The sequence below is a fragment of the Oculatella sp. LEGE 06141 genome (genome assembly GCF_015207605.1).
Classification (GTDB): domain Bacteria; phylum Cyanobacteriota; class Cyanobacteriia; order Elainellales; family Elainellaceae; genus Oculatella.
This window is the reverse complement of sequence record NZ_JADEWO010000079.1, coordinates 1-23,422: the sequence shown is the minus strand read 5'-3', so window position 1 is coordinate 23,422 and position 23,422 is coordinate 1. Positions and strand designations below refer to the sequence as shown.

24 protein-coding genes and 1 pseudogene are annotated in these 23,422 nt (G+C 52.2%); 10 read left to right on the top strand and 15 right to left on the bottom strand.

From position 1 onward, the window contains the following. Positions 1–1,554 (top strand): hypothetical protein (locus tag IQ268_RS29115; protein ID WP_193886470.1); only part of this gene is annotated, 1,554 nt, incomplete at its 5' end. A gap of 69 nt (positions 1,555–1,623) precedes the next feature. Here the strand turns inward: IQ268_RS29115 and IQ268_RS29110 are convergent. Beyond that, positions 1,624–2,121: a redox protein gene (locus tag IQ268_RS29110; protein ID WP_193886468.1), complete on the bottom strand. Its 498-nt coding sequence runs from the start codon at positions 2,119–2,121 to the stop codon at positions 1,624–1,626. Positions 2,122–2,249: 128 nt separating this feature from the next. Here IQ268_RS29110 and IQ268_RS29105 point away from each other — a divergent pair, with 128 nt between their 5' ends. Then, a complete protein-coding gene (locus tag IQ268_RS29105; protein ID WP_193886466.1) occupies positions 2,250–3,140 on the top strand; it encodes a LysR family transcriptional regulator in 891 nt (296 codons plus the stop codon). Positions 3,141–3,142: 2 nt separating this feature from the next. On the opposite strand, the gene IQ268_RS32540 is transcribed toward IQ268_RS29105, so the two are convergent. After that, positions 3,143–3,862: a PLDc N-terminal domain-containing protein gene (locus IQ268_RS32540; RefSeq protein WP_228035823.1), complete on the bottom strand. Its 720-nt coding sequence runs from the start codon at positions 3,860–3,862 to the stop codon at positions 3,143–3,145. A 128-nt stretch (positions 3,863–3,990) separates the two neighbouring features. Here IQ268_RS32540 and IQ268_RS29095 point away from each other — a divergent pair, with 128 nt between their 5' ends. Next, positions 3,991–4,287 (top strand): hypothetical protein, encoded by a 297-nt coding sequence (locus IQ268_RS29095; RefSeq protein WP_193886465.1) that lies wholly within the window; start codon positions 3,991–3,993, stop codon positions 4,285–4,287. A 101-nt stretch (positions 4,288–4,388) separates the two neighbouring features. After that, positions 4,389–4,571 carry a hypothetical protein gene (locus IQ268_RS29090; RefSeq protein WP_193886463.1) on the top strand — a complete coding sequence of 61 codons (183 nt, stop codon included), beginning with the start codon at positions 4,389–4,391 and terminating at the stop codon, positions 4,569–4,571. A gap of 5 nt (positions 4,572–4,576) precedes the next feature. Here IQ268_RS29090 and IQ268_RS29085 read toward each other — a convergent pair whose 3' ends face one another. The 3 genes from IQ268_RS29085 to IQ268_RS29075 all read right to left on the bottom strand — a co-directional run bounded on the left by IQ268_RS29085 (position 4,577) and on the right by IQ268_RS29075 (position 7,114). After that, on the bottom strand, positions 4,577–6,241 hold the full coding sequence (locus IQ268_RS29085; RefSeq protein WP_193886461.1) for a glycoside hydrolase family 3 N-terminal domain-containing protein: 1,665 nt from the start codon (positions 6,239–6,241) through the stop codon (positions 4,577–4,579). 121 nt (positions 6,242–6,362) lie between these two features. Continuing rightward, the gene (gene rbfA / locus IQ268_RS29080) at positions 6,363–6,839 is read right to left on the bottom strand and encodes a 30S ribosome-binding factor RbfA (protein ID WP_193886459.1); all 477 of its coding nucleotides are present in this window, start codon (positions 6,837–6,839) and stop codon (positions 6,363–6,365) included. A gap of 71 nt (positions 6,840–6,910) precedes the next feature. Next, complete coding sequence (locus tag IQ268_RS29075; protein WP_193886450.1) at positions 6,911–7,114, bottom strand: DUF751 family protein; 204 nt, start codon at positions 7,112–7,114, stop codon at positions 6,911–6,913. Between the two features lie 198 nt (positions 7,115–7,312). Between IQ268_RS29075 and IQ268_RS29070 the strand changes: the two genes are divergently transcribed. Then, the gene (locus IQ268_RS29070) at positions 7,313–8,140 is read left to right on the top strand and encodes a DNA adenine methylase (RefSeq protein WP_193886448.1); all 828 of its coding nucleotides are present in this window, start codon (positions 7,313–7,315) and stop codon (positions 8,138–8,140) included. Positions 8,141–8,246: 106 nt separating this feature from the next. Here the strand turns inward: IQ268_RS29070 and IQ268_RS29065 are convergent, their stop codons facing one another. The 7 genes and pseudogenes from IQ268_RS29065 to minC all read right to left on the bottom strand — a co-directional run bounded on the left by IQ268_RS29065 (position 8,247) and on the right by minC (position 14,723). Continuing rightward, positions 8,247–9,293 carry a pentapeptide repeat-containing protein gene (locus IQ268_RS29065; RefSeq protein ID WP_193886446.1) on the bottom strand — a complete coding sequence of 349 codons (1,047 nt, stop codon included), beginning with the start codon at positions 9,291–9,293 and terminating at the stop codon, positions 8,247–8,249. Positions 9,294–9,865: 572 nt separating this feature from the next. Next, a pseudogene (locus tag IQ268_RS32535) lies at positions 9,866–10,116 on the bottom strand (IS982 family transposase); the annotation flags it as partial. A 12-nt stretch (positions 10,117–10,128) separates the two neighbouring features. Continuing rightward, the gene (locus tag IQ268_RS29055) at positions 10,129–11,697 is read right to left on the bottom strand and encodes a pentapeptide repeat-containing protein (protein WP_193886442.1); all 1,569 of its coding nucleotides are present in this window, start codon (positions 11,695–11,697) and stop codon (positions 10,129–10,131) included. Between the two features lie 335 nt (positions 11,698–12,032). After that, a complete protein-coding gene (locus tag IQ268_RS29050) occupies positions 12,033–12,371 on the bottom strand; it encodes a hypothetical protein (RefSeq protein WP_193886439.1) in 339 nt (112 codons plus the stop codon). 142 nt (positions 12,372–12,513) lie between these two features. Continuing rightward, entirely contained in the window at positions 12,514–12,792 is a 279-nt protein-coding gene (minE, locus tag IQ268_RS29045; protein ID WP_193886438.1) for a cell division topological specificity factor MinE, read from the bottom strand. A gap of 82 nt (positions 12,793–12,874) precedes the next feature. After that, the gene (gene minD / locus IQ268_RS29040; protein WP_193886436.1) at positions 12,875–13,684 is read right to left on the bottom strand and encodes a septum site-determining protein MinD; all 810 of its coding nucleotides are present in this window, start codon (positions 13,682–13,684) and stop codon (positions 12,875–12,877) included. Positions 13,685–13,910: 226 nt separating this feature from the next. Further along, positions 13,911–14,723, bottom strand: a complete 813-nt coding sequence (gene minC / locus IQ268_RS29035; protein ID WP_193886434.1) for a septum site-determining protein MinC — start codon at positions 14,721–14,723, stop codon at positions 13,911–13,913. A 398-nt stretch (positions 14,724–15,121) separates the two neighbouring features. Between minC and IQ268_RS29030 the strand changes: the two genes are divergently transcribed. The 3 genes from IQ268_RS29030 (at position 15,122) to IQ268_RS29020 (ending at position 16,426) form a co-directional block, all read left to right on the top strand. Beyond that, complete coding sequence (locus tag IQ268_RS29030) at positions 15,122–15,553, top strand: NUDIX hydrolase (protein WP_193886432.1); 432 nt, start codon at positions 15,122–15,124, stop codon at positions 15,551–15,553. Positions 15,554–15,665: 112 nt separating this feature from the next. Further along, positions 15,666–16,061, top strand: a complete 396-nt coding sequence (locus IQ268_RS29025; protein ID WP_193886430.1) for a RidA family protein — start codon at positions 15,666–15,668, stop codon at positions 16,059–16,061. A gap of 128 nt (positions 16,062–16,189) precedes the next feature. Beyond that, on the top strand, positions 16,190–16,426 hold the full coding sequence (locus IQ268_RS29020) for a hypothetical protein (RefSeq protein ID WP_193886428.1): 237 nt from the start codon (positions 16,190–16,192) through the stop codon (positions 16,424–16,426). 40 nt (positions 16,427–16,466) lie between these two features. Here IQ268_RS29020 and IQ268_RS29015 read toward each other — a convergent pair whose 3' ends face one another. Together IQ268_RS29015 and IQ268_RS29010 are read right to left on the bottom strand one after the other, a co-directional pair. Next, complete coding sequence (locus IQ268_RS29015; RefSeq protein ID WP_193886426.1) at positions 16,467–17,693, bottom strand: class I SAM-dependent methyltransferase; 1,227 nt, start codon at positions 17,691–17,693, stop codon at positions 16,467–16,469. Positions 17,694–17,904: 211 nt separating this feature from the next. Then, positions 17,905–18,105 (bottom strand): hypothetical protein, encoded by a 201-nt coding sequence (locus tag IQ268_RS29010; RefSeq protein ID WP_193886424.1) that lies wholly within the window; start codon positions 18,103–18,105, stop codon positions 17,905–17,907. 816 nt (positions 18,106–18,921) lie between these two features. Between IQ268_RS29010 and IQ268_RS29005 the strand changes: the two genes are divergently transcribed. After that, a complete protein-coding gene (locus tag IQ268_RS29005) occupies positions 18,922–19,716 on the top strand; it encodes an HAD family hydrolase (RefSeq protein WP_193886422.1) in 795 nt (264 codons plus the stop codon). A gap of 3 nt (positions 19,717–19,719) precedes the next feature. On the opposite strand, the gene IQ268_RS29000 is transcribed toward IQ268_RS29005, so the two are convergent. Beyond that, the gene (locus IQ268_RS29000) at positions 19,720–21,741 is read right to left on the bottom strand and encodes an AarF/ABC1/UbiB kinase family protein (protein WP_193886420.1); all 2,022 of its coding nucleotides are present in this window, start codon (positions 21,739–21,741) and stop codon (positions 19,720–19,722) included. Positions 21,742–22,151: 410 nt separating this feature from the next. Here IQ268_RS29000 and IQ268_RS28995 point away from each other — a divergent pair. After that, positions 22,152–23,422: DNA repair protein RecN (locus IQ268_RS28995; protein ID WP_193886418.1), on the top strand; the 1,271-nt coding region annotated here is incomplete at its 3' end.

Sequence of the window (23,422 nt, the reverse complement as noted above, 5' to 3'; positions counted from 1 at the left end):
TCTTCGCCCCCCACTCCCGCCCCGACCGAGGCCGTTTTACCTACTGCCGATTCGCTGTTGCCGCTGCGATCGCCCAATGATATCGACTTGAACCGTTTCAATACTCTGGTCGGCGATTGGCCTGGTGAACCGCTCAAGGATATGAAGCATCTGTTCGTCAAAAAAGTGATTTTAGACGACCAAACCACTATTGATGTTGAAACCGTTAAAGTTCCCGGATTTATTGGCATTGCTGACCCGTTGGAACTGAAAGACGTTCAGGACGAAACCGTCTCCGGACATGAGGATATCGCCAAATTTCTGGCGCGGGATGGTTTGCTGATTTGCACCTACCAGTGGCATAAAGAGCGACACGGTGTCGCAATGGATTTGCGCCAGCCGTTGTCTGCTGATTTGTTTACAGAAGCATTTATCAAAAACGAAGGACACCACTCTGGGGCGGTTGTTCCAGCATTGTTAAAAACTGAAACCGGCAGCATTGTGAATGGGTTTGCCACCTTCAACGAACCCGATGGCTATCACAACGGTTTATATGGCAGTAATGGCTATGTGGCCGCCGCACAGAAGCTTGTTTTTCCAAACTTTGTGACCAAACGGCAGGCTCGTGGCTATACCGATTCGATCATTTGCTGGATGGCGATGATGAATCCCTTTGCCCAATTTCCACCCGACTACAACGGTGGCGACCCAACTTACATCAGCGATCGCCACCGTCTGCACGAATTTCTGAAAAACGTGCTGCTGGCTGGCTTGGGCGATCGCCAGGCTCTGTCGTACTTCAACGACCCGCTGCACAAAACCTACTGCGCCGAGTTTATGTTTGTTGGCCTCAACACGCCTGTTTATCCCTTTACCCGGAAAGGACTGACGACACTGTTGGGCAATGAACGCCAAGCAGAACAGATTCTGGCACTGCGCGACCAGCAGAACAACCGCCAGCCGAATACGCTGAGCCGAAAGTCAGGCAACCCCCAGTTCAAAGCCTTCAATATTCCGATGCCCGTGGTGCCTGACGATCTGCCGCCTTTGGATCAGCTCATGGCGCAACACGGACAAACGATCGATCCAAACAGCCTGCCCTTCCCGCCGTTCAAAATTTCTCAGGTCATTCGTCGGGCGTTTCACACCCTGCTACCGCGCCAGCAATTCAACAACGATCCGAAGCTGGTGGAAGCACAGGCGCGGTTGTTCAGCTTCATGGAACCTGCTTTACTTCAGCAGCTAGGCTTAGAAAGCCTGCCTGCTAACGACCCCAAGGTGGTTGGGGTGCGCGAGTTCATTAAACTGGTGAGCCATCAGCTTGCACAGCCTTTTGATAGCCCTGAAGCCTTTGATGCGATGGTTGATGGCCTGATGGCCAAGGCCGATGAGATGTTGGTAGGAGAGGGCGATCGCGTCAACTTTGTGCCTCCCCGTATCTATGTCGATCTGGGTCAGCAAGATGGAGACGATAATCTGCCGCAGGGCTGGGGGTTCCACCTGGAAACCGTTGCCGCACTGATTGCCAGAGAGGTAATTAAGCCTGGAGAGCCAGATACCCGCCGATTTTCCTGAGCTAGTTATTTAAAACGATTCAGTGAATTAAGACGAAAAGAGGGTGCGCGAATCAAGCACCCTCCTGGTTTACGCTGCTCGACGCTGAAGCGACGATTCTGTAAAGCCGTGTAGATGGGGCTTCACTGTGTCGCGCGATCGCAGCCAACCCAGGCGCGGAATGCTGCCGCTATCATACACTCGGAATTCGCTTTTGACCGTTGCTTTTTCGGTACGGATGGCTTGATTGAGGACAATCGAGCCATTAGGGTCAGATACCGAGCGGTGGAAGGTGCCGGGTGGAATGCGTAAAATGTCGCCATTGGCTTCCAGGCGGACGATGTGAAACGGATGCTCCCACGCTAAGTTGATCAGGTAAAATGTCCGGCCTCCCGACAATGCCAGAAGGTTGTCTTCCTGGTTGGGATGCAGATAAAACTGCCAATTGCCATCGGAGCTATTATTTGGGCTAGTGGCTGGTCCTTCATGCACCACTAAATCACGAGCGTTAGAATCAGCGATTGTGATATCAAAGAAACGAACGCCGGGAGTATCTCGAAATTTTTGGTAGGGTATCAGCTCAAACATAGTTCACGGTTGCGTTCTAGTTCAATAAGTCTGCGTTCGACTTATGCTCACCACGCTAGCCTTGCAGTGGAGGATGATCAAAACCTATTGCGATGCACATCGATTCGGTTGCTGCATAGATGCCTTCAATGAACATTTCGCATCTTCAAATCTTTTTGGCCGTTGTGGAACAGGGCAGCTTCTCTGCTGCGGCTCTCCAACTCGACATTTCACAGTCGGCGGTAAGTCGGGCGATCGCCGCACTAGAAGAGGAACTGGGTATCTCTTTGTTATCGCGTGGACGATTCGGTGCCCGTGCCACTCCGGTGGGTGAGCGGCTGATTTGCCATGCCCGCCAGATTTTGCAATGCCGCGAAAGTATCGATTACGAGGTCAATTTGCAAAAAGGTCTGTCGGGTGGATGGGTCAGAATTGCCTCTTTTCGCAGTGCAGCCACCCATTTGTTGCCGCCGATGATTGCCCGCTTCCACCAGCGGTTTCCCGACATTGAAGTAACGCTAACCGAAGCTGACCCAACTGGCGTAGAGCAGGCGTTGCGAGAAGGACAGGTGGATATTGGCCTGGTGCCGTTGCCGCGTTCTGAAGAGTTTGAAACCTGGGAAATTGCGCGGGATGAATATGTAGTGCTGTTGCCCGATGCGATCGCCTCCACGGCTGAAGCGCTGACCTGGGAAGAGTTATCCACCTACTCTTTCATTCTTTACAACTATGCGGAATGTACCTCAGCCGTTCGGAACCATTGGGCAGAATGGGGGCAGTCTCTCAAGGTGGCCTATATCGTCAAAGAAGATTCCACCATTGTCAGCATGGTGGCTCAAGGCTTAGGAGCTGCTGTGTTGCCCCGACTGGCCGCATTACCGATTCCGGCAGGGGTGCAGGTGCGATCGCTGCCCGTGCCGCTAGTGCGAGAAATTGGTGTGGCGGTTTCTTCCAATGTCTTGCATCCGCCAGCGGTCTTCATATTCTTAGATTTGTTGCGCGGCAAGGGATTGTTTACCCCGCAACTGTCGTCCTCTTGATACTATTGCCCCAACTCGTTTAACCGCTGTGGTCGTCGAATTAGAAAATAAATCAGGGCACCGACCCAGTTCATAACCAGAATGATAATCACCCAAACCAATTTGTTATTGCCCTGGTCGGATTCTTGAGTAACGCAATCTACTAAAACCCAAAGCCAGAAGGCCAGTCCTAAAACGACGAGAAGAATTGGAATCACTGCAACCAGGGGAACAAGGTACGCTAAAAATTGGCTGAGCCTGGATGAGGAAGCATCGAGCGGCGCGGGTTCAATTGACGATTGAGGCACGATGGCAACCGCGACATCATTCTCATTTAGGATGCTGAGCAGATCTGGATCGTTGGGCAAATTGACCCTGACGCGATCGCCATTTTCTAAAGTAGCTGTGGCAACGGTGCGATCGTTACTAATATTGACCGACTCAACTGAGCCAGCTTCAACCCGTTGCATAAATTGGCCGTAGTCCCATGTCGCAGAAAATGAGATTGGCTGAGGCAGCACTGCTACGCTTAAAAAGGGACTAATAAAACTGAGATAAACCACAATCACCGGAATGGCTAACACCGTCGCCAGTCCAGTACAAATGGCTGCCATTTTCCAACCATTAGTTGGTCGTCGTCTACGATGGCTCATTGCAATTTCCCCCGTTTGATTGCACCATTTCACCACCGCCTGCAAAGGGGGCATTGGATGCAAACTGGTGCGGTTGGGATGCATCTTCATGTTCAAATTCTATGGTTTAGCTCCCTTCAAGGTTGCATCCGGTTGCGTTTTGTAATCGCATAACTTATCCACGGATGACTATCCTGGAATAGAGCAAATGTACCGTGCTGCTGTGAGCCGCCAGGAGAATGAGAGTCAGAATCGACAATGATGTGTTATTTCTGCACAAAGACGATGTGCCGGAATATAAGAAACAGGGTTCCGTGGTGCGAAACACCTACTTTTGGGCGCTCCGGGCGATCGCAGGCAACGCGCCCTACGGTCAAGATTGGGAATTTGAATCTGAAGTGTGGCTGGCGCTACAGCGGATGCTGCTATCCTTCGCTGAGTCGGGATACCTGGGATTACGAGAAACGGTTCTAGAGTTTCCGCCCGACCAACCCGACATTCCACCCATGCTGCGTCCTGTAGCCACATGGGAATAACTCAACTCTTTAATCGCACCTCAACAAACGCGACTAACGTTAGATGGCGATCGCCAGTCTGCCCTTTAAGGTGAAAGCATAGACGTTCAGGGAAGAAACCGATGGATAAACGAGTTCTCACCGTTCTGCTGGTGGGCTTAATTCTCATCAGCTTGCTAGCTCCCTTTTCCGGGCTAGCCTTGCTGATGCTCGTACTATTTGGCTCAACCCTTGCCTGGGTTGGCTGGACGTTACTACGAACGTTAATCACAGGCAACAGCGAGTCAAGCAACGGAGATGTGTAACCCGGTCAATCGGTAAACGGTTGATTGCCAGCCAGAACGGGGGCATTAAGGGATCGGGGTTCTGCAAATAGCGTCTTCAGGGCGATCGCCTGTGCCGTGTCCATCTGGCCGTAGGTAAACAGGTAGGGAATATGAGACGGTAATTCTGGCAAGAACTGCTCCAGGACATAGGGACTGCCATAAATAATTAACGCCTGCAAATCCTGGCTGGTTAAAAGCGACTGAAACCAGGTTTTAGCGAGCTTGATCAATCCCGTCGGATCTCGGAAGGGATTGCCGCGAATAAAAAGCTGGAGCAGCGTTGGTGCCAAACCTTCGGCAGTGGGGTCAGGCAGAACGGTGGCAGTATAGCGATCGACAAGTTGCAACTGATAGCCCATCCGACGAGGCAACGCGATCGCCGGACTCTGGGGCTGCAAGAAGCGACAGGCTAGCAGTTCATCCACCACAATTACATTCCTGGCGGCTGCACTCGGTTGAACTGGGTGTGGCACTCTTGCTTGCATCGAATCCTGCACAATGGTTTGTGCCGTGGCGATCGCCTCAGGTCTTGCCAGATGATCTAACTGAATGGGCGGCGGCGGCAGGTTCTCCCAGGCATGAGAGGTGTCCCCCTTAATAGCTGGAGCATACACCTTCTGCTTGGCTTGCCAGATCCGTTCAACCGAGGCTTGAATCTGTTCTGGCGCAATTCGCCCCGTCTCAACCGCCTGACACACAGCATCGATCGCCCCTACTGGATCAACGGGCATCAGCACCACATCGGCTCCCGCTTCCACGGCTAATACCGGAGCTTCGCGGGCACCAAAGCGATCGGTAATGGCACCCATCACTAACGCATCGGTCACAATCAGCCCGTTGAAGCCAAGCTGCTGCCGCAATAGTCGGGTCAAAATGGCATGAGATAGCGTGGCAGGGCGATCGCCATCCAGCGCTGGAATTTGCAAATGTGCCGTCATTACCGCATCCACGCCTGCCGCCATTGCCGCCCGAAACGGAGGGAACTCCACTTCAGCCAGTTGTTCCAGGGAATGAGGCAGCACGGGCAGGTGTAAGTGAGAATCAACCGCTGTGTTGCCATGCCCCGGAAAGTGCTTGGCTGCGGTCAAGACTGGATACGGTGCTGCCCCACGAATAAATGCGGTAATGAGTTGGCTGACTCCTTCCGGCGTTTCGCCAAACGAGCGCACGTTAATCACCGGATTGTTAGGATTGTTATTCACATCCACCACCGGAGCCAACAGCCAGTTAATGCCGATCGCCAGCGCTTCTTCAGCCGTTGCCCGTCCCATCTGCTCGGCGCAGGCTTGAGCTTTGTCCAGGTCACGTTGGGCGATCGCTCCTAATGCCATTGGTGGGGGAAACCAGGTTGCTCCGGCAAACCGTTGGCCTACCCCTTCTTCAATATCGGCCGAAACGAGGAGCGGAATCGTTGCCCACTCTTGTAGCTGGTGCGATCGCAGCCCCACTTCTGCCGCAGTACCGCCCAGCAGCAGCACGCCACCCACCCCTAAGTCTTGCAACCAGTGCCGCAACGTTGCCGCCGGGGGTTCCCATATCGGATATTCAATCTGGTGATTGAACAAGTGCCCAGAGGCGCGAACCACCACCATCTGAGCCACCTGCTCTTTCAGGGTAAGGTCTTCCAGGTTCGGAAGAAATGCAGCCATCCCACATCACCTAACAACAGCGTCCATGTGCAGCAGTACCAATCACACTCAGCCAGCCGCTCTCATACGTAGGGGAGTTGCAGTTGCAACTCCCCTACCAAACCTCGTTCGGTCAAACGTCCTAGTCTTCTTCGGCTAGCGGTAGATCGGTTTCAATCTCGCTGTCAGTATCAGTATCACTGTCGCTGTCAGCAATGCGGTCAGTGGCGCTGATGTCATCCTCATAGGAACGGCCTGATGCCTCACGCTCCAGGCTCAAACGGTTGATTAGCGACAGCACCTTTGTGCCCCGTTCGATCGAGTCGTCTTCTAAGAAAATGACCTCTGGCGTTCGCCGCAACCGCACCCGGTGACCCAGCTCACTCCGCACATAGCCGGTTGCCGACTTCAAGCCTTGCATGGTTTCGGCCTTCGCTTCATCCGTGCCATAAATGCTGACGAAGATCTTGGCATGTTGCAGGTCGTTTGAGACATTCACGTCTGTCACGCTGACCATTCCCGCTCCAACCCGATCATCTTTGATGCCAGATAGCAATAGCTGGCTTACCTCGCGTCTAATCAATTCGGCTACGCGAGCCACACGACGATCTGTCGCCATAATACTCCTCCACTGGTCAGCAACGACCCTAAACAATCTTGGTACAGCGTTCTAGTCCATACCCCGTTAAACTAAACGGCACCCAGCCCCAGCATAGCGCGCAGGGTAAAGCCAACAAATATAACCGCAGAAATAATCAAGCCTACTGCGGCGATCGCGGTTGATGGACGTTTGAACAAGGGCAACAGTGGACTTGCTAACGACAGCAAAATGCCTAACGTGATGCTGATGAAATAGCGAGGATAGCGAGAAATATTCGTCCAAAACTCTTCCATTTATTTACCCCCGACAATCCTGTTGCATGAAACGGCCAATAGTACAGTATGAGTACAACTTACTGTGTCTCTCTACTTCCATCTCATTGTAAAGGGAGGGGATTCATTCGTGGAGTGCCGGATCAAACTGAGATTTTCGAGCTTTTTAGCCCTATTTAGCAATTTTGAGGGAGAATTATTTCAACAATAGTTAACAGCATGACTAACTGTTCTCCTCCAGCAATCTTTCCTCGTCCGTTCTTGAAGTGGGCAGGTGGCAAAGGTCGGTTAATTCAGCAATATAGTTCTCACTTTCCCAAGTATTTTGATACCTATTACGAACCGTTTTTGGGAGGGGGTGCTATCTTTTTCTACCTGGCTCCTCCCCGTGCCGTATTGACTGACATTAATCCAGAACTCGTTAACGTCTATCACTGCATTCGAGACGATGTTAACCGCATGATTGATTTGCTCAGCATTCATCAGCGACAGCACTGCCGCGAGTATTACTATCAAGTTCGATCGGCTCCAGGAAAAACGGATCTGGAGCGTGCTGCCCGTTTAATTTACCTGAATAAGACGTGCTTTAACGGGCTGTATCGGGAGAATTCAAGAGGCGAATTTAATGTGCCAATGGGGAAATACACAAATCCCAGGGTGTGCGACCCAGAGTTGTTGCGAGCGGCATCCTTTGCCCTTAAAACGGCTGACTTAACCGTCAATTCCTTTGATGCCATTTTAGAGTTAGCTAAAACCAGCCGCGATTTTGTCTACTTCGATCCGCCCTACTATCCCATTAGCTCTACCAGCAGTTTCACGGCCTACAGCCGCCATGCATTTAGTCAACTGGATCAAATTCGGCTGCGAGATGTTTTCGTCGAACTGGCGAATCGCGGTGTGAAGGTGATGTTATCCAACTCGGATTGTTCCTTCATTCGTGGCCTGTACAGCGATTTCAATATTCATCCGATTATTGCGGCACGAGCCATCAACTGCAACGCCGCCAAACGCGGCAAAATTAACGAGGTGCTGGTAACCTCCTACTAAGTTCGGCGTTATCTCCAGCGATAGTACCAGTTACCTGTTCGTTATCTAATGATTGTCTAATGGCTGGCTGTGGCGATCGCAGCGGTTCGGCAATCCTCATAGCGCATCAGTCGTGGATTTTGCCATCGGGCATGGTTGCCCCTGTGAGACAAACCCCATCCAAATTGGCTTCCCATAAGTTGGCTTGCCGCAGGTTTGCGCCGCTTAAGTTGGCATGGCTTAAGTCCGCCTGGCTAAGATTTGCCATGCTCAGATCAGCCCGGCACAAATTGGCTCGGCTAAGGTTAGCTTCATTCAGGGTGGCTTCGCGCAAATCGGCTTCTTGAAGAATGGCCTCGCTCAGGTTTGCCATGTAGAAGTTGGCGCTAATCAGGTTAGCCCCCATGAGCGTGGCACCCTTGAGGGTTGCGTGGCTTAAGTTTGCCATACACAAGTTCGCCATGCTCAGGTTTGCCATCGTCAAGTTTCCCTTATACAGCGTGGCTCCAATCAGGTTGGCAATACAAAGAACAGCGGTACTCAAGTTGGCTTCGCGTAAATCAGTCTCACGCAAATTCGCCTGACTTAAGGTGGCCTCGCGCAGGTCGGCATGGCTTAAGTTTGCGCCATACAGGGTTGCTTGACTCAAATCAGCGGTATAAAGTCGAGCGCTTTGAAAATTAACCCGCGTCAGGTTGGCTTCTTTAAAGTTGGCCAGGCAGCAGTCAGCATGGTTTAAGTTGGCATCGCTGAGATTGGCTTCTTGCAAAATAGCTTCCCTCAGGTTGGCTCCTCTCAGGTTGGCTGTGTAGAGGCTGGCCGCACGAAAGTTTGCCCCTCTCAGGTCTGCCCTGCTTAGATTAGCTTCGCGTAAGTCTGCACCAATGAGGTCAGCTTCGCGCAAATCCGACTCTTCCAGGTCGGCAGTGTAAAGGATAGCTTCCTTTAGGTTGGCGCGGCTCAGGTTGGCCTTGCTCAAGTTAGCCATGCAAAAATCAGCATGGCTGAGGGTTACCTCTTTGAGGTTGGCTTCACTCAGGCTTATTCCCCGCAAGTTAGCACTGCTGAGAACAATTTGGCTGAAGGTTGGGTTGGTGCTGCCCTGCTGAACGCGCCAGTCGTTCCAGAGATACACCCCTTGCTTAAGCAGCGTTAAATGTTCAGAATTTGCCATGTGTTGCTACCTTTTGCACGCCTGATCAGGTCATTCATAACAGCCAACTTTTCGTTGTTTGATTTTTGACTCGGTAAGATATTGGAGCATTCTGATGGCGATCGCTAAGTGGGGCGTGCTAACTATCCAGTCTCTAAGACGATCCAACTGAGGGTTAAGATCACGCACCAAATATACTGAGTATTATGACCAGGCTTTTCACCTTTTTTATCCGTATATTTACGGCTATCACCAATAAATGTTGAACGCTATTTAATCGATCGCTACAGGACATGTGAGCCGGAGTGCAATGCCTGTAAGCATCCGCAGGGTGTAGCCTGTAACGTCTCGGTTTGTGACAATTTAGGACGAGCCTAGTTTTAGTCTTCCCGTCATCGGTGCTCCTGATATCGAAGCGGTAGCGGCCTGTGAACGAAAGAGGAGCGGGCGATCGCCCACTCCTCTGCATAGATAGGATGTCTGGATAGGTTTAAACGGATAAATGGGCTGATTCTGTTAGCGAATCAATGGGAGAAGAAACAACTCTCAAAATGATTGCAATGTGTCAAAGGACAACAGGAGAATCAGAGTGGGGGAATCAGAGTAGAGGGCATCCATTCCACGAAGCGTTGGTTACTGACTAATTGAGGGAAGGCTTTGCGCCAGTAACGACAGACTAACTGGGTATAGAACCACTTGAAGTTGCGATACGCCGATTGATGAAAGGTAATCAGGATAGTCATTATCTCGCTTAAGCTGAGGCTGTGGGAGCGAGCACGACGCTACAATCCTTTACCCAAAAGTGTTGGTGCCAGCGCGGTGCAAACCACCGGCAAAAACCCTCCTTATTCCGAACTCACCTTAATTGAGGGTCTCTAGTATTACAGTTGCGGGTAGAACTGAGATTAGCACCTTCGGGAAGTATAGTTTCGCAAAGCTGAGCGTCGCTTAATTGCGTTGTTGTCCAACCTCTAGTATTACTGAGGTTGGCACCGCTGAGGTTGGCACCATTGAGGCCGGCACGGCGGAGGTTGGCACCGCTGAAGTTGGCATTGTTGAGGTTGGCACCGTTGAGGTTGGCACCGCTGAGGTCGGCACCGCTGAGGTTGGCTCCGTTGAGGTTGGCATGGCGGAGGTCGACACCGCTAGGGAGGAGATGGCGGCGGTAGTAATCGGGGAGGTCGGCTCCATTGAGGGTGAGGTAGGCACCGCGGAGGTCGGCTCCGCTGAGGTCGGCTCCGCTGAGGTCGGCTCCGTTGAGGATGGCACTGTTGAGGTCGGCTCCGCTGAGGTCGGCTCCGTTGAGGATGGCACTATCGAGGTAGGCATCATTGAGGTCGGCTTCGCTGAGGTTGGCTCCGCTGAGGTCGGCACTGCTGAGGTCGGCATTGTTGAGGTAGGCACCGGTGAGGTTGGCTCCGCTGAGGTTGGTACGGCCGAGGTCGGCTCCGATGATGTCGGAACGGCCGAGGTCGGCTCCGTTGAGGTTGGCTTCGCTGAGGTTGGCTCCGCTGAGGTCGGCTCCGATGAGGTCGGCACGGTCGAGATGGGCACCGGTAAAATTCGCACTGCTGAGGTTGGCACCGCTGAGGTGGGCACCGGTGAGGTCGGCACTGCTGAAGTCGTTACTGCTGAAGACGGCATCGATGAGGTGGGCACTGGTGAGGTCGGCACCGGTGAGGTCGGCATTGCTGAGGTCGGCATTGCTGAGGTCGGCATTGCTGAGGTCGGCATTGCTGAGGATGGCACCGGTGAGGTTGGTACGGCCGAGGTCGGCAGCGGTGCTGCTGTCGAAACGGCCGAGGTTGGCACGGGTGAGGATGGCACCGGTGAGGTCGGCACCGGTGAGGTCGGCACCGCTAAGGTTGGCACGGTCGAGATGGGTACCGGTGAAGTTGGCACCACTGAGGTCAGCACTGCGGAGGTCTGCACCGCTGAGGTCTGCACCGGTGAGGTCAACACTGCGGAGGTCGGCACGGCTGAAGTCGGTGGTACTGCTGAAGTCGGCACCGCTGAGGTCTGCACCGCTAAGGTTGGCACCGCTGAAGTTGGTACTGCTGAAGTTGGTATTGCTGAAGTTGGTATTGCTGAAGTCGGCACCGCTAAGGTTGGCACTGCTGAAGTCGGCACCGCTAAGGTTGGCACCGCGGAGATCGATCTCCTCCAAATTTAGACCCTCTAAGGGGCGACAATTTCCAAACACTAGCTCCCCCACTGGATATAAGAATCTTGGCCAACCTTCCATTTGCCAACACCCTGCAACCAATGCCATAGCTGCCTGCGGTTTCCTCGCTACATCAACTCCTCGCAGCGTTGAATAATCTCGCTTCACTGCCTCCTCTCGCAGAAATGCTTCAACACTCATCAGTGGAACGACTGCCAAACTTGCCACCATCGCCCAGTTCATCCACCGCTGTCGTGCCATTGTATTTCTCTAAGTTCAGTGATGATTGATGACTTACAAACGTTGAGAACGGTTTAATTTCTCTTTGCTTGTCTCGCCTGAAATCAATTTATTTCACTTGCTTTGCGATCGCAGCCTGAAAAAGTCAGAGAAAGTCAGGTGCTTTGAAGCCGGAAACTTTTAGAGTTTCAGGATGAGAATACGGTGACACGGGAGAATTCAATATGGGTTTGCCATTGCACCCGTCTTTTGCGGAAAGCCGTCGTTACCAGAGGACGTTTGCGAGGTAACCTTGCCAATCGAGGAATCGGCAGGTTGAGATAACCCAACCGTTTAATTTCGCGTCATCCTAACGGTCAGAAACTCAAGCCGCGTCGAGGGTGCCAAGCCAATGTTGTCCGCTGTCCCTGCTCGATGACTGCAACAACTGCAATGGCAGTCGCAATCAACGTCGCCACCGCCAACCGCATCAACAGGCAAGCGAGGGCAGCAGCAGCACGCAACTGAGAGCGGCTCAGGTCAAACGCCGCCGATTTGTAGTCCTTGAAATGCGGTTCTATAGTGCCAAAGCGTTGACCATACAGTTCAAACGTTGCTAACGTTGGCGGCACATTCGAAAGAACCGCCCAGGGTTTATCCGCCAAATTGAGATGCGCTGTGGCAAGATAGCAGTCAATGTCTTGGAGAATCGTCACCTCGCCAAACAGGTATGCTTCTGCCCGTTGCGAGGATAACGTTACAAGTCCGATTTGGCTCGATGCGTGTTGAGCGTGCTAACGGGATAGGCTACAGAACCGACTCTCGACTCTAGCTTAACCCCTCGTTTACCTTCAAGGTTCAGGGATTCGGTTTAACCTTAACTCGACGAATGGGCAGGTTAGCAATAAGAGCCGTCGCCCGCTGATCGCTTTCCAACGAAAACTCTGACTCGTCTTGGTCGATCTCTACATAGCGAGAAACGACTTCCAAAATTTCCTGGCGCATCTGTTCCATCATGGCCGGGGGCAGATCGGTGCGATCGTGCGCTAAGACAATTTGCAAACGACGCTTAACATCGTCCCGGCTACTGCCACCAGTGGTTCGAGGAAAAAGACGTTCAAGGAATTCGCTGAGCATGGGTTTGTCCACGGAGTCTGAAAAAATGAACGGGAGCAATACAGACTCTACAATCAGTGACGCAAATCAGTGATGAGAGAAATTACTGACGAGGGGAATTTCGGAACATGCGCCGAATGCGGGAAAACAAATCGTCGTAAGCTGCCATCAAGTCTAAGAAGGGAACCTTTTCGCCTTCTAAGCGACGAGCAATATTGTTAATCGCCATACCGACGACCGATATATTGGGAGAGAGGGCAAGGGGTTCGCCGCGATTGGTAGAAACCAGAACACGCTCATCATCTGGTACTACTCCAATCAGCGGAATCGCCAGAATTTCTTGCACATCTTTAACTGACATCATCTTATCTTCCTGCACCATCGCTGGCTTCAGACGATTCACAATCAGATGTAGTTTCTTGATATCGTTGGCTTCTAGCAGCCCCACAACGCGATCGGCATCCCGCACAGCGGCAATTTCTGGCGTGGTAACAACGATGGCTTCTTTTGCGGCAACGACTGCATTGCGAAACCCCATCTCAATTCCCGCAGGGCAGTCAATCAAGATATATTCGAAGCTCTTTGCCAGCGTGTTAATGAGCTGCTTCATCTGGTCGGGGCTGACTGCTTCTTTAGTGCGATTTTGAGCCGCTGGCAACAAGGAAAGATTTGGTTGACGCTTATCTTTAACCAACGCTTGCTCTAAACGGCATTCGCCCGCTAATACTTCTACGGCTGTGTAGACAATTCGGTTTTCTAACCCTAGCAGCAGATCGAGGTTCCTTAACCCAAAATCTGCATCAACCACCGCGATTTTGTGCCCTCGCTGAGCTAAGGCCATACCGATGTTGGCAGTACAGGTCGTTTTGCCGACCCCTCCCTTGCCTGATGTAACAACAATAATGCGACTCATGAATAGCCGTGGTGGATAAAATAAACAACGAATAATCGAGGGATACCCTGGAACGGGTCAGAACTGATTTCAGTCTAGCGATCGCTCAGCCCCATAACGAAATAGATTTCCAAAAACACCCTTTGCCGCTCATTCTAAAGAAGAACGTTGCACCAAACGCCAATGATTGAATGTAGCGTTTAGCATAGCCTTCTGCCTGGAAATTTTGAAGGGCTAGCCCTAATAATTATTGTCTCCCTTGCTCGCTGCTGGCTTCAGGCAAGAAGTTTGCCCTTGAGAAGTCGGCGGCTTTGGTAATGCGAATGCTGCCCGCAGATACATAAGCCACTTCTGGATAGTATTGAGCGGGTGGGTTTTCGGGCGCTCTGGCAACCAGGTTGGCAATTCGAATTTGGGTGGGTTCCATTCGCAACGCCATGATTAAGCAGCGATCGTTTCCTGCCGCGCCTGCCTGGGCAACTCCACGCAAACTACCCCAAACCAGCACATCGCCATCGGCCACAACTGAACTGCCAGGATTGACATCCCCCAGAATGACAACGGTACCGGGGTGACGAATTTCCATCCCCGATCGCACAGTTGCTTGAACATAAAGCGGATCGGCTAATGCCTGTCCGCCTTCGGTGCCCTGGTTAAGGTGGGCAACCGGAGAATGCTGTTCGACCGAATAGCCCGTGGTAGCAGCAGCAACCGCTGTTTGGCGGCGGCTGGTGTAAACCCGTTTGAGCTGAAGCTGGGCATCGGCCAGGGCATCGGCAATGGCCTGGAGCTGACGAACATCCAAGAGGCGATCGCGCGCAATTAGGTGAACTGCCGTATCGGGCTGCCAGAACCGCTCTCCAGCATTAAGCCGTTGCTTTAACTGTTGCCACACATCAGACCAGGTTGACGCTGAACTAGCCGAGTCAACGTCTGGTGGTAGCATCAGCAACAACCGTCCACCCTCGCTTTTGAAACGAACTTGTAGATTCGGATTCCCCTCCGCTGTGGGTTGAGGAATGGCTGAAACAGAAGCAGGAATGGAAGAGTCAGGATTCATGCGGGAAGGACTTTTGCTGAAATGGGAAGAAATTAACTATCCATCTTAGAGGGTGTCTGAGAATGGCTCAACACTCTACATTAGCCACCTAAATCCTCCAGTTTTGGGGGGACTTTGAAACAGAATTGAGTCGGAAGTCCCCGTTCGGCTGAGCGCTCACGTCGAAGCCAATTTTGGGGGATTAGGGGGCGGTTCGAGCTGGAGCTTAGCACTTTTAAAACATCCTCTTAGAGGTCAGGAGGAGATTTGCAACCCATTTGACCCGATAAGTTATACCACGTTCTTGCCAAAATAGGGGATTTGTTAAGGGTTTGATTGGAGACGATGGTTTGCGTTCGGCGATTGAGAGATATAGATAAACGATTATTCTGGTAGAACGTCCTGTCGCTGATAATTTCGTGGCTCATCGAAATCCAACTCCTACGGTCGATATCATCATTGAAATGAGCGATCGCCCCAATTGCCCCATTGTGTTAATTGAACGCAAGAATCCTCCGCATGGATGGGCGCTGCCTGGTGGTTTTGTCGATTACGGCGAAGCAGTTGAAACCGCAGCCATCCGAGAGGCGCAAGAAGAGACGGGCTTAACCGTGGAGCTAGTCGAACAGTTCCACGTCTATTCCGATCCCAACCGCGATCCGCGTCAGCACACGCTGAGTGTAGTTTTTTTGGCGATCGCAACCGGTGAACCCACCGCAGCCGATGATGCCAAAGCGCTGAAGCTGTTTGAACTGTGGCAAATTCCGGCAAATCTGTGTTTTGACCACGATCGCATCTTAAAAGACTACCGCCAGTATCGCAGCTATGGCTTGCGGCCTCGTCTGTCTTAACCCGATCCGGTAGCAGAATTGAAAAGTTACGCGGCCTGCAAGTGTGAGTTGCAGAAGTTGAGTGATAAGTTGAGAGACGGTACTTCTGCACGTCAACAAGCGTCCCGTCCTTATGCGTAAAGTCATTCAAACCGATCAAGCTCCTGCTCCGGTGGGGCCATACAATCAGGCTATTGTTGCCAGTGGTCAACTGGTGTTTGTGGCGGGTCAAATTCCGCTCGACCCTGCCACAGGCGCGATCGTGGGCGATGATGATGTATCCCAACAAACCGAGCAGGCGATCGCCAACCTGAAGGCGATTCTGAAAGCGGCAGGTGCAACCCTGGCAGATGTAGTCAAAACCAGCGTTTTCCTGGCCGATATGAACGATTTTGCCGCAATGAATGCCGTGTACGCCCAGCATTTTGAAGAATCGTCTGCCCCAGCTCGCGCCTGTGTGGAAGTTGCCCGTTTACCCAAGGATGTGCGGGTCGAAATTGAGTGCATTGCGGTTGTGCCAACGGCCTGAGCAGCAAACCCGCTCGGTGAACTTCAAACACCTGCTCACCCCCCGGTGTTATTAGATTGAAGCCCGTCTGGGTACGCATTTCGGTATGGTGGTTATGTGGTTACGATTGTTTTAGGAAGCAAAAATTAATGCGCTGTGCTATTTCAAGCCGTGCCGGACAGGTGCTAGCGGCTGGCTCTCTGGTGATTCAAGAAGATGATGAGGGAAACTGGCGGCTGAATCTGCAAACCGATAGCGGCAGAATGATTCAGGGTGGTGTGATTGGTGCAGACGGCAGTTTAGCCGAGGCCAGCCAGGTGCTATTTCGGCAGTTCTTTGATTTGTGGGGCATGAGCGATCTCACCCTGACAGCCAGGGTGCCCTAGTTTTGCGGTTAGCTTAGTGAGCAAACAGGTTGAGTCCCGTTCAGGCGAGGGGAGGAACCTGTAACCCTTTGAGCGATCGCCCCGCTTTCACGCCCTTACTTTGAATCAACACGCCAAAATTGCCCAACCCCGTGGGACTCATCAGGGAGTGCAACGCCTCACGACGGTGCAGAATGGTTTGTAAGGTCAGGTCGGGGGTTGGCTGCGACAAAGCCAGGAGGCGATCGCCCAAACCCAATGCCATCAAAAATAAGCCCTGCTGAGTAAACCCAACCGTTTGCAGCCCACACCGTTCTCCCTGCCGCTCCAGGGCTGTGAAATCAATATGAGCCGTCAAATCTTGCAGCCCAACATTGCAATAGGGGTCAGAGTGATGCGAGTGCTGATAATAGCATTGCAGGGTGCCCTGAGAGCGGGCTGGACTGTAGTAACGCGCAGCCGGATAGCCATAGTCGATTGTGAGCAGATAGCCTGTGCTGAGGCGATCGGCAACCGTTTTCATCCAGTGCAGAGCAGCAAGATTAACTTCGCTACGATAGTGGTCAGGATAGGCCGCAGACGATAAATTGACCCCAACTAGCCCAAAATAAGCAGCAAGGTCAGGGGTTGAAGGTTCGCCAAGCACTTCCACAAATCGGGGAAGGGACGTTTCCGTGTCCTGCTGGTTGCTCGTGGTTACATATACTTCCCGCAGTTGCCCTGAGTCGATCGCCACCTGATGCACCGGAAAAGCATCGACTAATTCATTAGAAAAGCAGCATCCCACTATGGAATGGCGCGGAATATCGTCCCAACCCTGCCAGGTAATGCAGCCTCCAAGCGATACGAGCGGCTGCAATTGATTTTGCTGCTCAGCCCTGAGAGCAGACGATTTTTCGATAATGAGATAGTCGATCGCTTCAAAACAGGCGAAATGAGAACGATGCAGATATCGCAAGATGTCGTGAGCCAGCAACCCCTGCCCTGCACCCATTTCCACCAGCGTAAACGGATTGGGGCGATCGAGCCATTCCCACATCTGCACAAACTGCTCGGCCAGCAATTCGCCAAAATCGGCACCCAAATGGGGCGACGTAAAGAAGTCGCCCTGCTCGCCAATGTTGACCTGGTTGGTGGCGTAGTAGCCCTGCTTCGGGTGGTATAGAACTAAATCCATGTACTCCGCAAACGTGATTCGTTGTTGCGGAGCCTCAGCGATGCGTTGGGCAATGACCCGACACAATGCAGGGTTATCTTGCGCCGTATCGTTAAACTGTTGTGCTGCCATGACTACCTTTGAGATGCTGCAACCCGCCTTAAACCAGGATCTGCGTTCCCATTGTGACATGGCTAGTTGAGCGATCGGTTAGACGCATTCAATCCAGCGTCGGCGTGCTTTGACTGGGTTCCCGCCACTAGCGTTGACCCAGTTATTCTGTGCCGCTCATGGTTCCACTCGTAGCGTCAGGGTGTGGCAACCTCCGAGGCTCGATCGCCTATCAATATTCAGCCAATGAGTCTTGCAGTTCGCTATTAGCATCAAACGCGATCGCAAACTGGCCGCGTGGACGAATTTGCTGCATCACTTTGAGATAAGACTCTGCATCATGACGTTTACGAAACCGAGCAACGGTAGAATGCTGCAAATCTGGCAAAAGTTGGTGGATCACCCAGGGATTCAACTGTTCTTGATAATTCATGGCTGTATGAATGGCGACTAGTACTGCTATACTGCACTGAACGGCCTGTGCAATAGCTGAAGAGATACAACGCTATGCGTAGCGGTTGCAAGGCAACGCGCCTACTATAGATGGAGCCTGCCCATAGTAGGGTAACATCCTATACAAAATCGAACGTGGGTTAAAGGCATTGCAGATGATTCCTGTAATGAGTCATTGCTGAAGTGAGGCACATCGCGGCAAGCGATGTCGGGCTGTTTTAAGCAACAGCAGCGTCAGAGGATGGCTGAGAAGTACCCAACAGTCTACATTGCCCCTTTTTCAAACATTTTCTAAAAGGATGTTTGAAACGTGCTGAACGCCACTCGAACCGACCCCTAAATACCCCAAGATGGGGACTTCCGAGCCGATTCTCGTTCAAAGTCCCCCAATTCTGGGGGATTTAGGGGGCAAATGCAGGACATTTGCTACTTTTCAAACATTCTCTAAGGGCAAAGCCTATTGATGTTGAGTTTTGGCGTTAGAAAAGAGGCAAACCAGGAATAGTTCCACTGCAACTGTAGCTACAGCAGACCACTATTTCGCTCGTGCCAAGGCTGATTCTAGCGGACGTTGGCTCAACCCATGCAATTCGTTATTACTTATTAATGAGGGCAGTGCTATCTAGCATCAACGATCGCTTTTGCCCGGTTGTACTGATCCGTTACAGCCATTTTCATTTGCATTCACCACGCCTTAAACCCTACACCCCACATCCATCTTGGCGAGACTGTGGCTGACTCGATTAAGAACTGCTGTAAGTTTGAAAGCGGATGATGTTGTGGGGTTGAACGGAAAATGACGGATCACGAGCCAGATATTTTGGCGATCGATTTTGACGGGGTCATTTGTGACGGCTTAGTTGAATATTTCCAGACGGCATGGCGAGCCTATTGTCGCATCTGGTCGCCGGTTAGCGAAACGCCTCCAGACGGCTTGGCACAGCAGTTTTACCGGATGCGTCCGGTGGTAGAAACAGGTTGGGAAATGCCGGTGGTATTGCGATCGCTCCTCGCTGGTCTGCCTGAGGAAGCCATCCTGGCAGATTGGCCAACGATCGTGCAACAGCAAATCGCAGCGGATGGGTTGGATGCTCGCGAGCTTGGCGCAATGGTCGATCGCGTGCGCGATGAGTGGATTGCAGCAGATGTCGATCACTGGCTATCCCAACATCGGTTTTATCCCGGAGTGGTGGAGCGGTTGCAGCAGACAATGAACAGTGCAGTTCACCCCGTTATCATTACGACCAAAGAAGGGCGATTTGTGCGCCAACTCTTGCAACAGAAAGGAGTCATCCTGAGTCAGGGTCAAATTTGGGGAAAAGAATCTAAACAGCCCAAAGCCCAAACCCTGCGCGATTTGATGCAAGCGTTTCGCCAGGAAACCAATGCTGCTGCACAAATCTGGTTCATTGAAGATCGGCTCAAAACGCTGCAGGGCATTTCAGCTCAACCCGACCTCACAGAGGTGAGACTCTATTTGGCAGACTGGGGGTACAACACAGCAGGCGATCGAGCCACAGCCGAGCAAGATACCCGGATTCGGCTGCTGTCGCTGGCTCAGTTGGCTCAAGCGTTTTCGGCCTGGAACTGAGGTTTAACGAGCCACAGATGCAGCAGGGAGCGATCGCTTCAAAGGCGGAGTTGAAATAGGTCTGCGTTCGTTCTGGCGATTTTTCTCGTCGGCCAGCAAAACCTCACGAACCACACGGGCAACCACTCGCTGAGTCAGTTGGCTGGCAATCTTTTGCCCCATTTTTTGAGTTTCTGGTTTGGTTAAGATGCGCGGCACCAGAGAGGCAATTTGCATGGGGTCAAACCCGGGTGTCTCTCGCAACAAATCAAGGATGCGATAAAGATGCTCTAAGTTCTTTTGCTCATCCACCGAAACAGCCGATTTGCTGCCGTTCTTGCCGTTTTGTCCGCGCAGGGTGGAGGTGATGTTTTGCAGCGTATTACGACCAAACACATCGATCGCCTTCACAATTTCAACGGTCAAGTACTCGCGGATAAACTCGCCCCGCTCGGAAAAGAGAAAATCAACGGTTTGGTCAAGTACCTGGTTCAGGTCGTAGTCGTCGCTGTCTCTGGCATTACGCAACAGGTTTTCCAGCCGATTCCAACGGAAGCTGCCGTCCTTAAACAACAGATCCCGCAAAGAAGCCCGTAACTCTGGCGACTGGTCGGTGAGTAACCGTTTTGCCACATAGGGGTACGCTTTGCTTAATACCTTAAAGTTGGGGTCAATATTGATAGCAATGCCTTCAAGGGTTACCAAAGAACGAATAATTAGCGCATAGTAGGCAGGCACCCGAAACGGAAACTCGTACATCAGTGCCGAAAGTTCATCCGTAATGCTTTTAATGTTGATATCAGCCACGGTGCCGCCCAGGGCGTTGTTAAACACGCTGGCAAAGGCAGGAACGATCGGGGCGAGGTCTGTATCCGGTGACAGAAATTCGAGTTTGACGTAATCCTCCGCCAGCAAATCGAAATCTCGGTTGACTAAGTGGACGATCGCCTCAATTAATCCGTAGCGCTGATAGGGCTTTACCTCGCTCATCATGCCAAAGTCGAGATAAGCCAGCTTGCCGTCTGGAGTTGCCAGCAGGTTGCCTGGATGCGGGTCGGCATGAAAAAAGCCATGTTCTAGCAATTGCCGCAGCGAACATTGAACACCCACTTCAATTAAATATCCAGCATCCACACCCTGAGCGTGAATGGCCTGTGGCTGCGTTAGTTTAGTCCCCGTAATCCACTCCATAGTCAGCACCCGCCGATGGGTGTACTGCCAATAGATGCGCGGCACGTAGATATCTTTCAAATGCCCATAGAGTTTGGCAAAGCGCTCTGCATTGTGCCCCTCCTGGGTGTAATCCATCTCTTCAAAGATGCGAGCGCCAAACTCGTCCATAATGCCAACCAGGTCGCTTCGCACCTGCTTGAGATTTTTGCTGGCCCAGGCTGACAGCATTCGCAGAATGTAAATGTCAATGGTGATGCGTCGAGACAAACCGGGTCGCTGTACCTTAACGGCTACGGTTTCGCCACTCTTAAGCTTGCCCTTGTACACCTGGCCTAACGACGCGGCAGCAATGGGGTGGGGCGAAAGCTCGGCATAAATTTTGTCGGGAGGTGCCCCCAGTTCTTCTTCAATAAACTGGTATGCCAGCTCGTTTGGGAACGGAGGTAGCTGATCCTGGAGCTTGGTCAATTCTTCTAAATAATTGGGCGGCACCAGATCGGGACGGGTAGACAACGCCTGCCCCACCTTGATATACGCTGGCCCCAACCGCGTCAAAATTTCCCGCAGTTGAGCAGCCCGCCGCGACTGTTTGCGCTCTACCTGCCCCAGTCGTTTGTCCCACCATAACCGGGCTGCAAATACAAAAAAGGCCCAAAAAATCACAAATGCCCGACCCCATACCTGCAACGGACGACGGCTGTATTGAGCGGCGATCGCCTCCGGGTTGTAGCGCAGCGATTCATCCTGCTGGTAGGGCGTGTCTACCTGAACCGACTTCAAATGGTCATCAGGAGCCGGATGCAGTTCGCTCTCTATCACTACAGCACGAGTGGAAGCCGCAGGATCTAGGTTCGATCGGGGTTTGGTTTGCATCGGTTGTGAGCCAGTAGAGTTAAAAGTGATGTTCGCTTCTGTAAAGCATTGTAACAAGGAGTCTGGGTAAGGTTGCATCTGTCTGTGTACCCAAGTTTATGTGCCTATCTGCGTGCCCTAGGTCTGCGTGCCCCAGGTCTGTGTGTTCAACCTGGGTACAGAGAGGCACAGTAACAGGTATAACTGTACTAGTAGCTGAACTGAGCGACTGGCTAAACGATCGACTAGAGGCAAAGACCCGACTTGCGGACGACAAACATCCACCCAGAACTACCACTACACTGATTTAAATGAGGGCGTGTTGGCTAACTGCGTTTTGACGGTCGAGCCATCCAGAGGTCAACCGCCCCTCAACCACTCTGATTCAAGCTTTTCGTTAACTGCGCTTTTTCAAAGGTTCATTTGAACTCATGCTGACGTCCTTGCAGATCGAAAATTTTGCCTTGGTTGACCATCTGGAGCTGGAACTGGGTCAGGGGTTAAATGTCCTTACGGGGGAAACAGGAGCAGGTAAGTCCATCATTTTAGATGCGTTGGATGCGGCTCTAGGCGGCAAGATGACCAGTCGAGCGATTCGCACCGGGGCAGAACGGTCATCGGTTGAAGCAACATTTGACCTCGATCCAGCGTTGATTGCGTGGCTCTCGGAACAAGAGATTGAGCTGGTTGATGATATGACCCTGGTGTGTAGCCGCGAGCTAACGGCTAGCCGAGGCAATGTGCGGAGCCGATCGCGCGTGAACGGTGTGCTGGTCAATAAGCAGCAAATGGAATCGCTGCGCGATCGCCTGGTTGAAATTACAGCGCAGGGGCAAACGGTGCTGCTGGGGCAGACGACCTTACAGCGAGAATGGCTCGATGGCCTGGGTGGCAGAAAATTAGTACAGCAGCGAGAAAAGGTGGCGATCGCCCACAGCACCTGCCAGCAAGCTTTACAAGCCCTGGAAAAGCGGCGGCAATTTGAGCAGCAGCGGCTTCAGCAGCTTGATTTATTCGAATACCAGGCCAAAGAACTGAGTGCGGCCAATTTAAGCGATCCTAACGAGCTGGATCAGCTTGAGCAAGAACGGCAGCGGCTCAGCCACAGCGTTGAGCTTCAGCAGCAGAGCTACCAGGTGTATCAAGCGCTGTATCAAAACGACAGCGGTGCCGAAGCCTGTGCCGACCTGCTTGGCAAAGCGGAGTCGATTTTGGCAGATATGGCACGGTACGACCACCAGATCCAGGCGATCGCCGAGCTGGTGGGTGGCGCACTGGCGCAGGTAGAAGAAGCCGGACGGCAAATTAACGCCTATGGCGAAGACCTGGAAACCGATCCAGACCGACTGCAAACGGTAGAAGAACGCATTGTGGAGCTGAAGCAAATTTGCCGCAAGTACGGGCCAACCCTGAGCGAGGCGATCGCCCACAACCAGCGGGTTCAAACAGAGCTAGAGGAGTTAAGCGATAGCGGTCAGTCGTTGGAGGTATTAGAGGAAACCTACCAATTACGCCAGGCCGAATTAAAGGAGCAGTGCGCCACCCTCACCAGTTTGCGTCAGGCGGCGGCTCGTCAGCTTGAAGCACTCTTGCTCAACGAGCTAAAACCGTTAGCCATGGAAAAAGTGCAGTTCCAGGTTGATATTGCCCCCGCAACCCCCACAGCAACCGGAGCCGATCGAGTTACGTTTCTGTTTAGCCC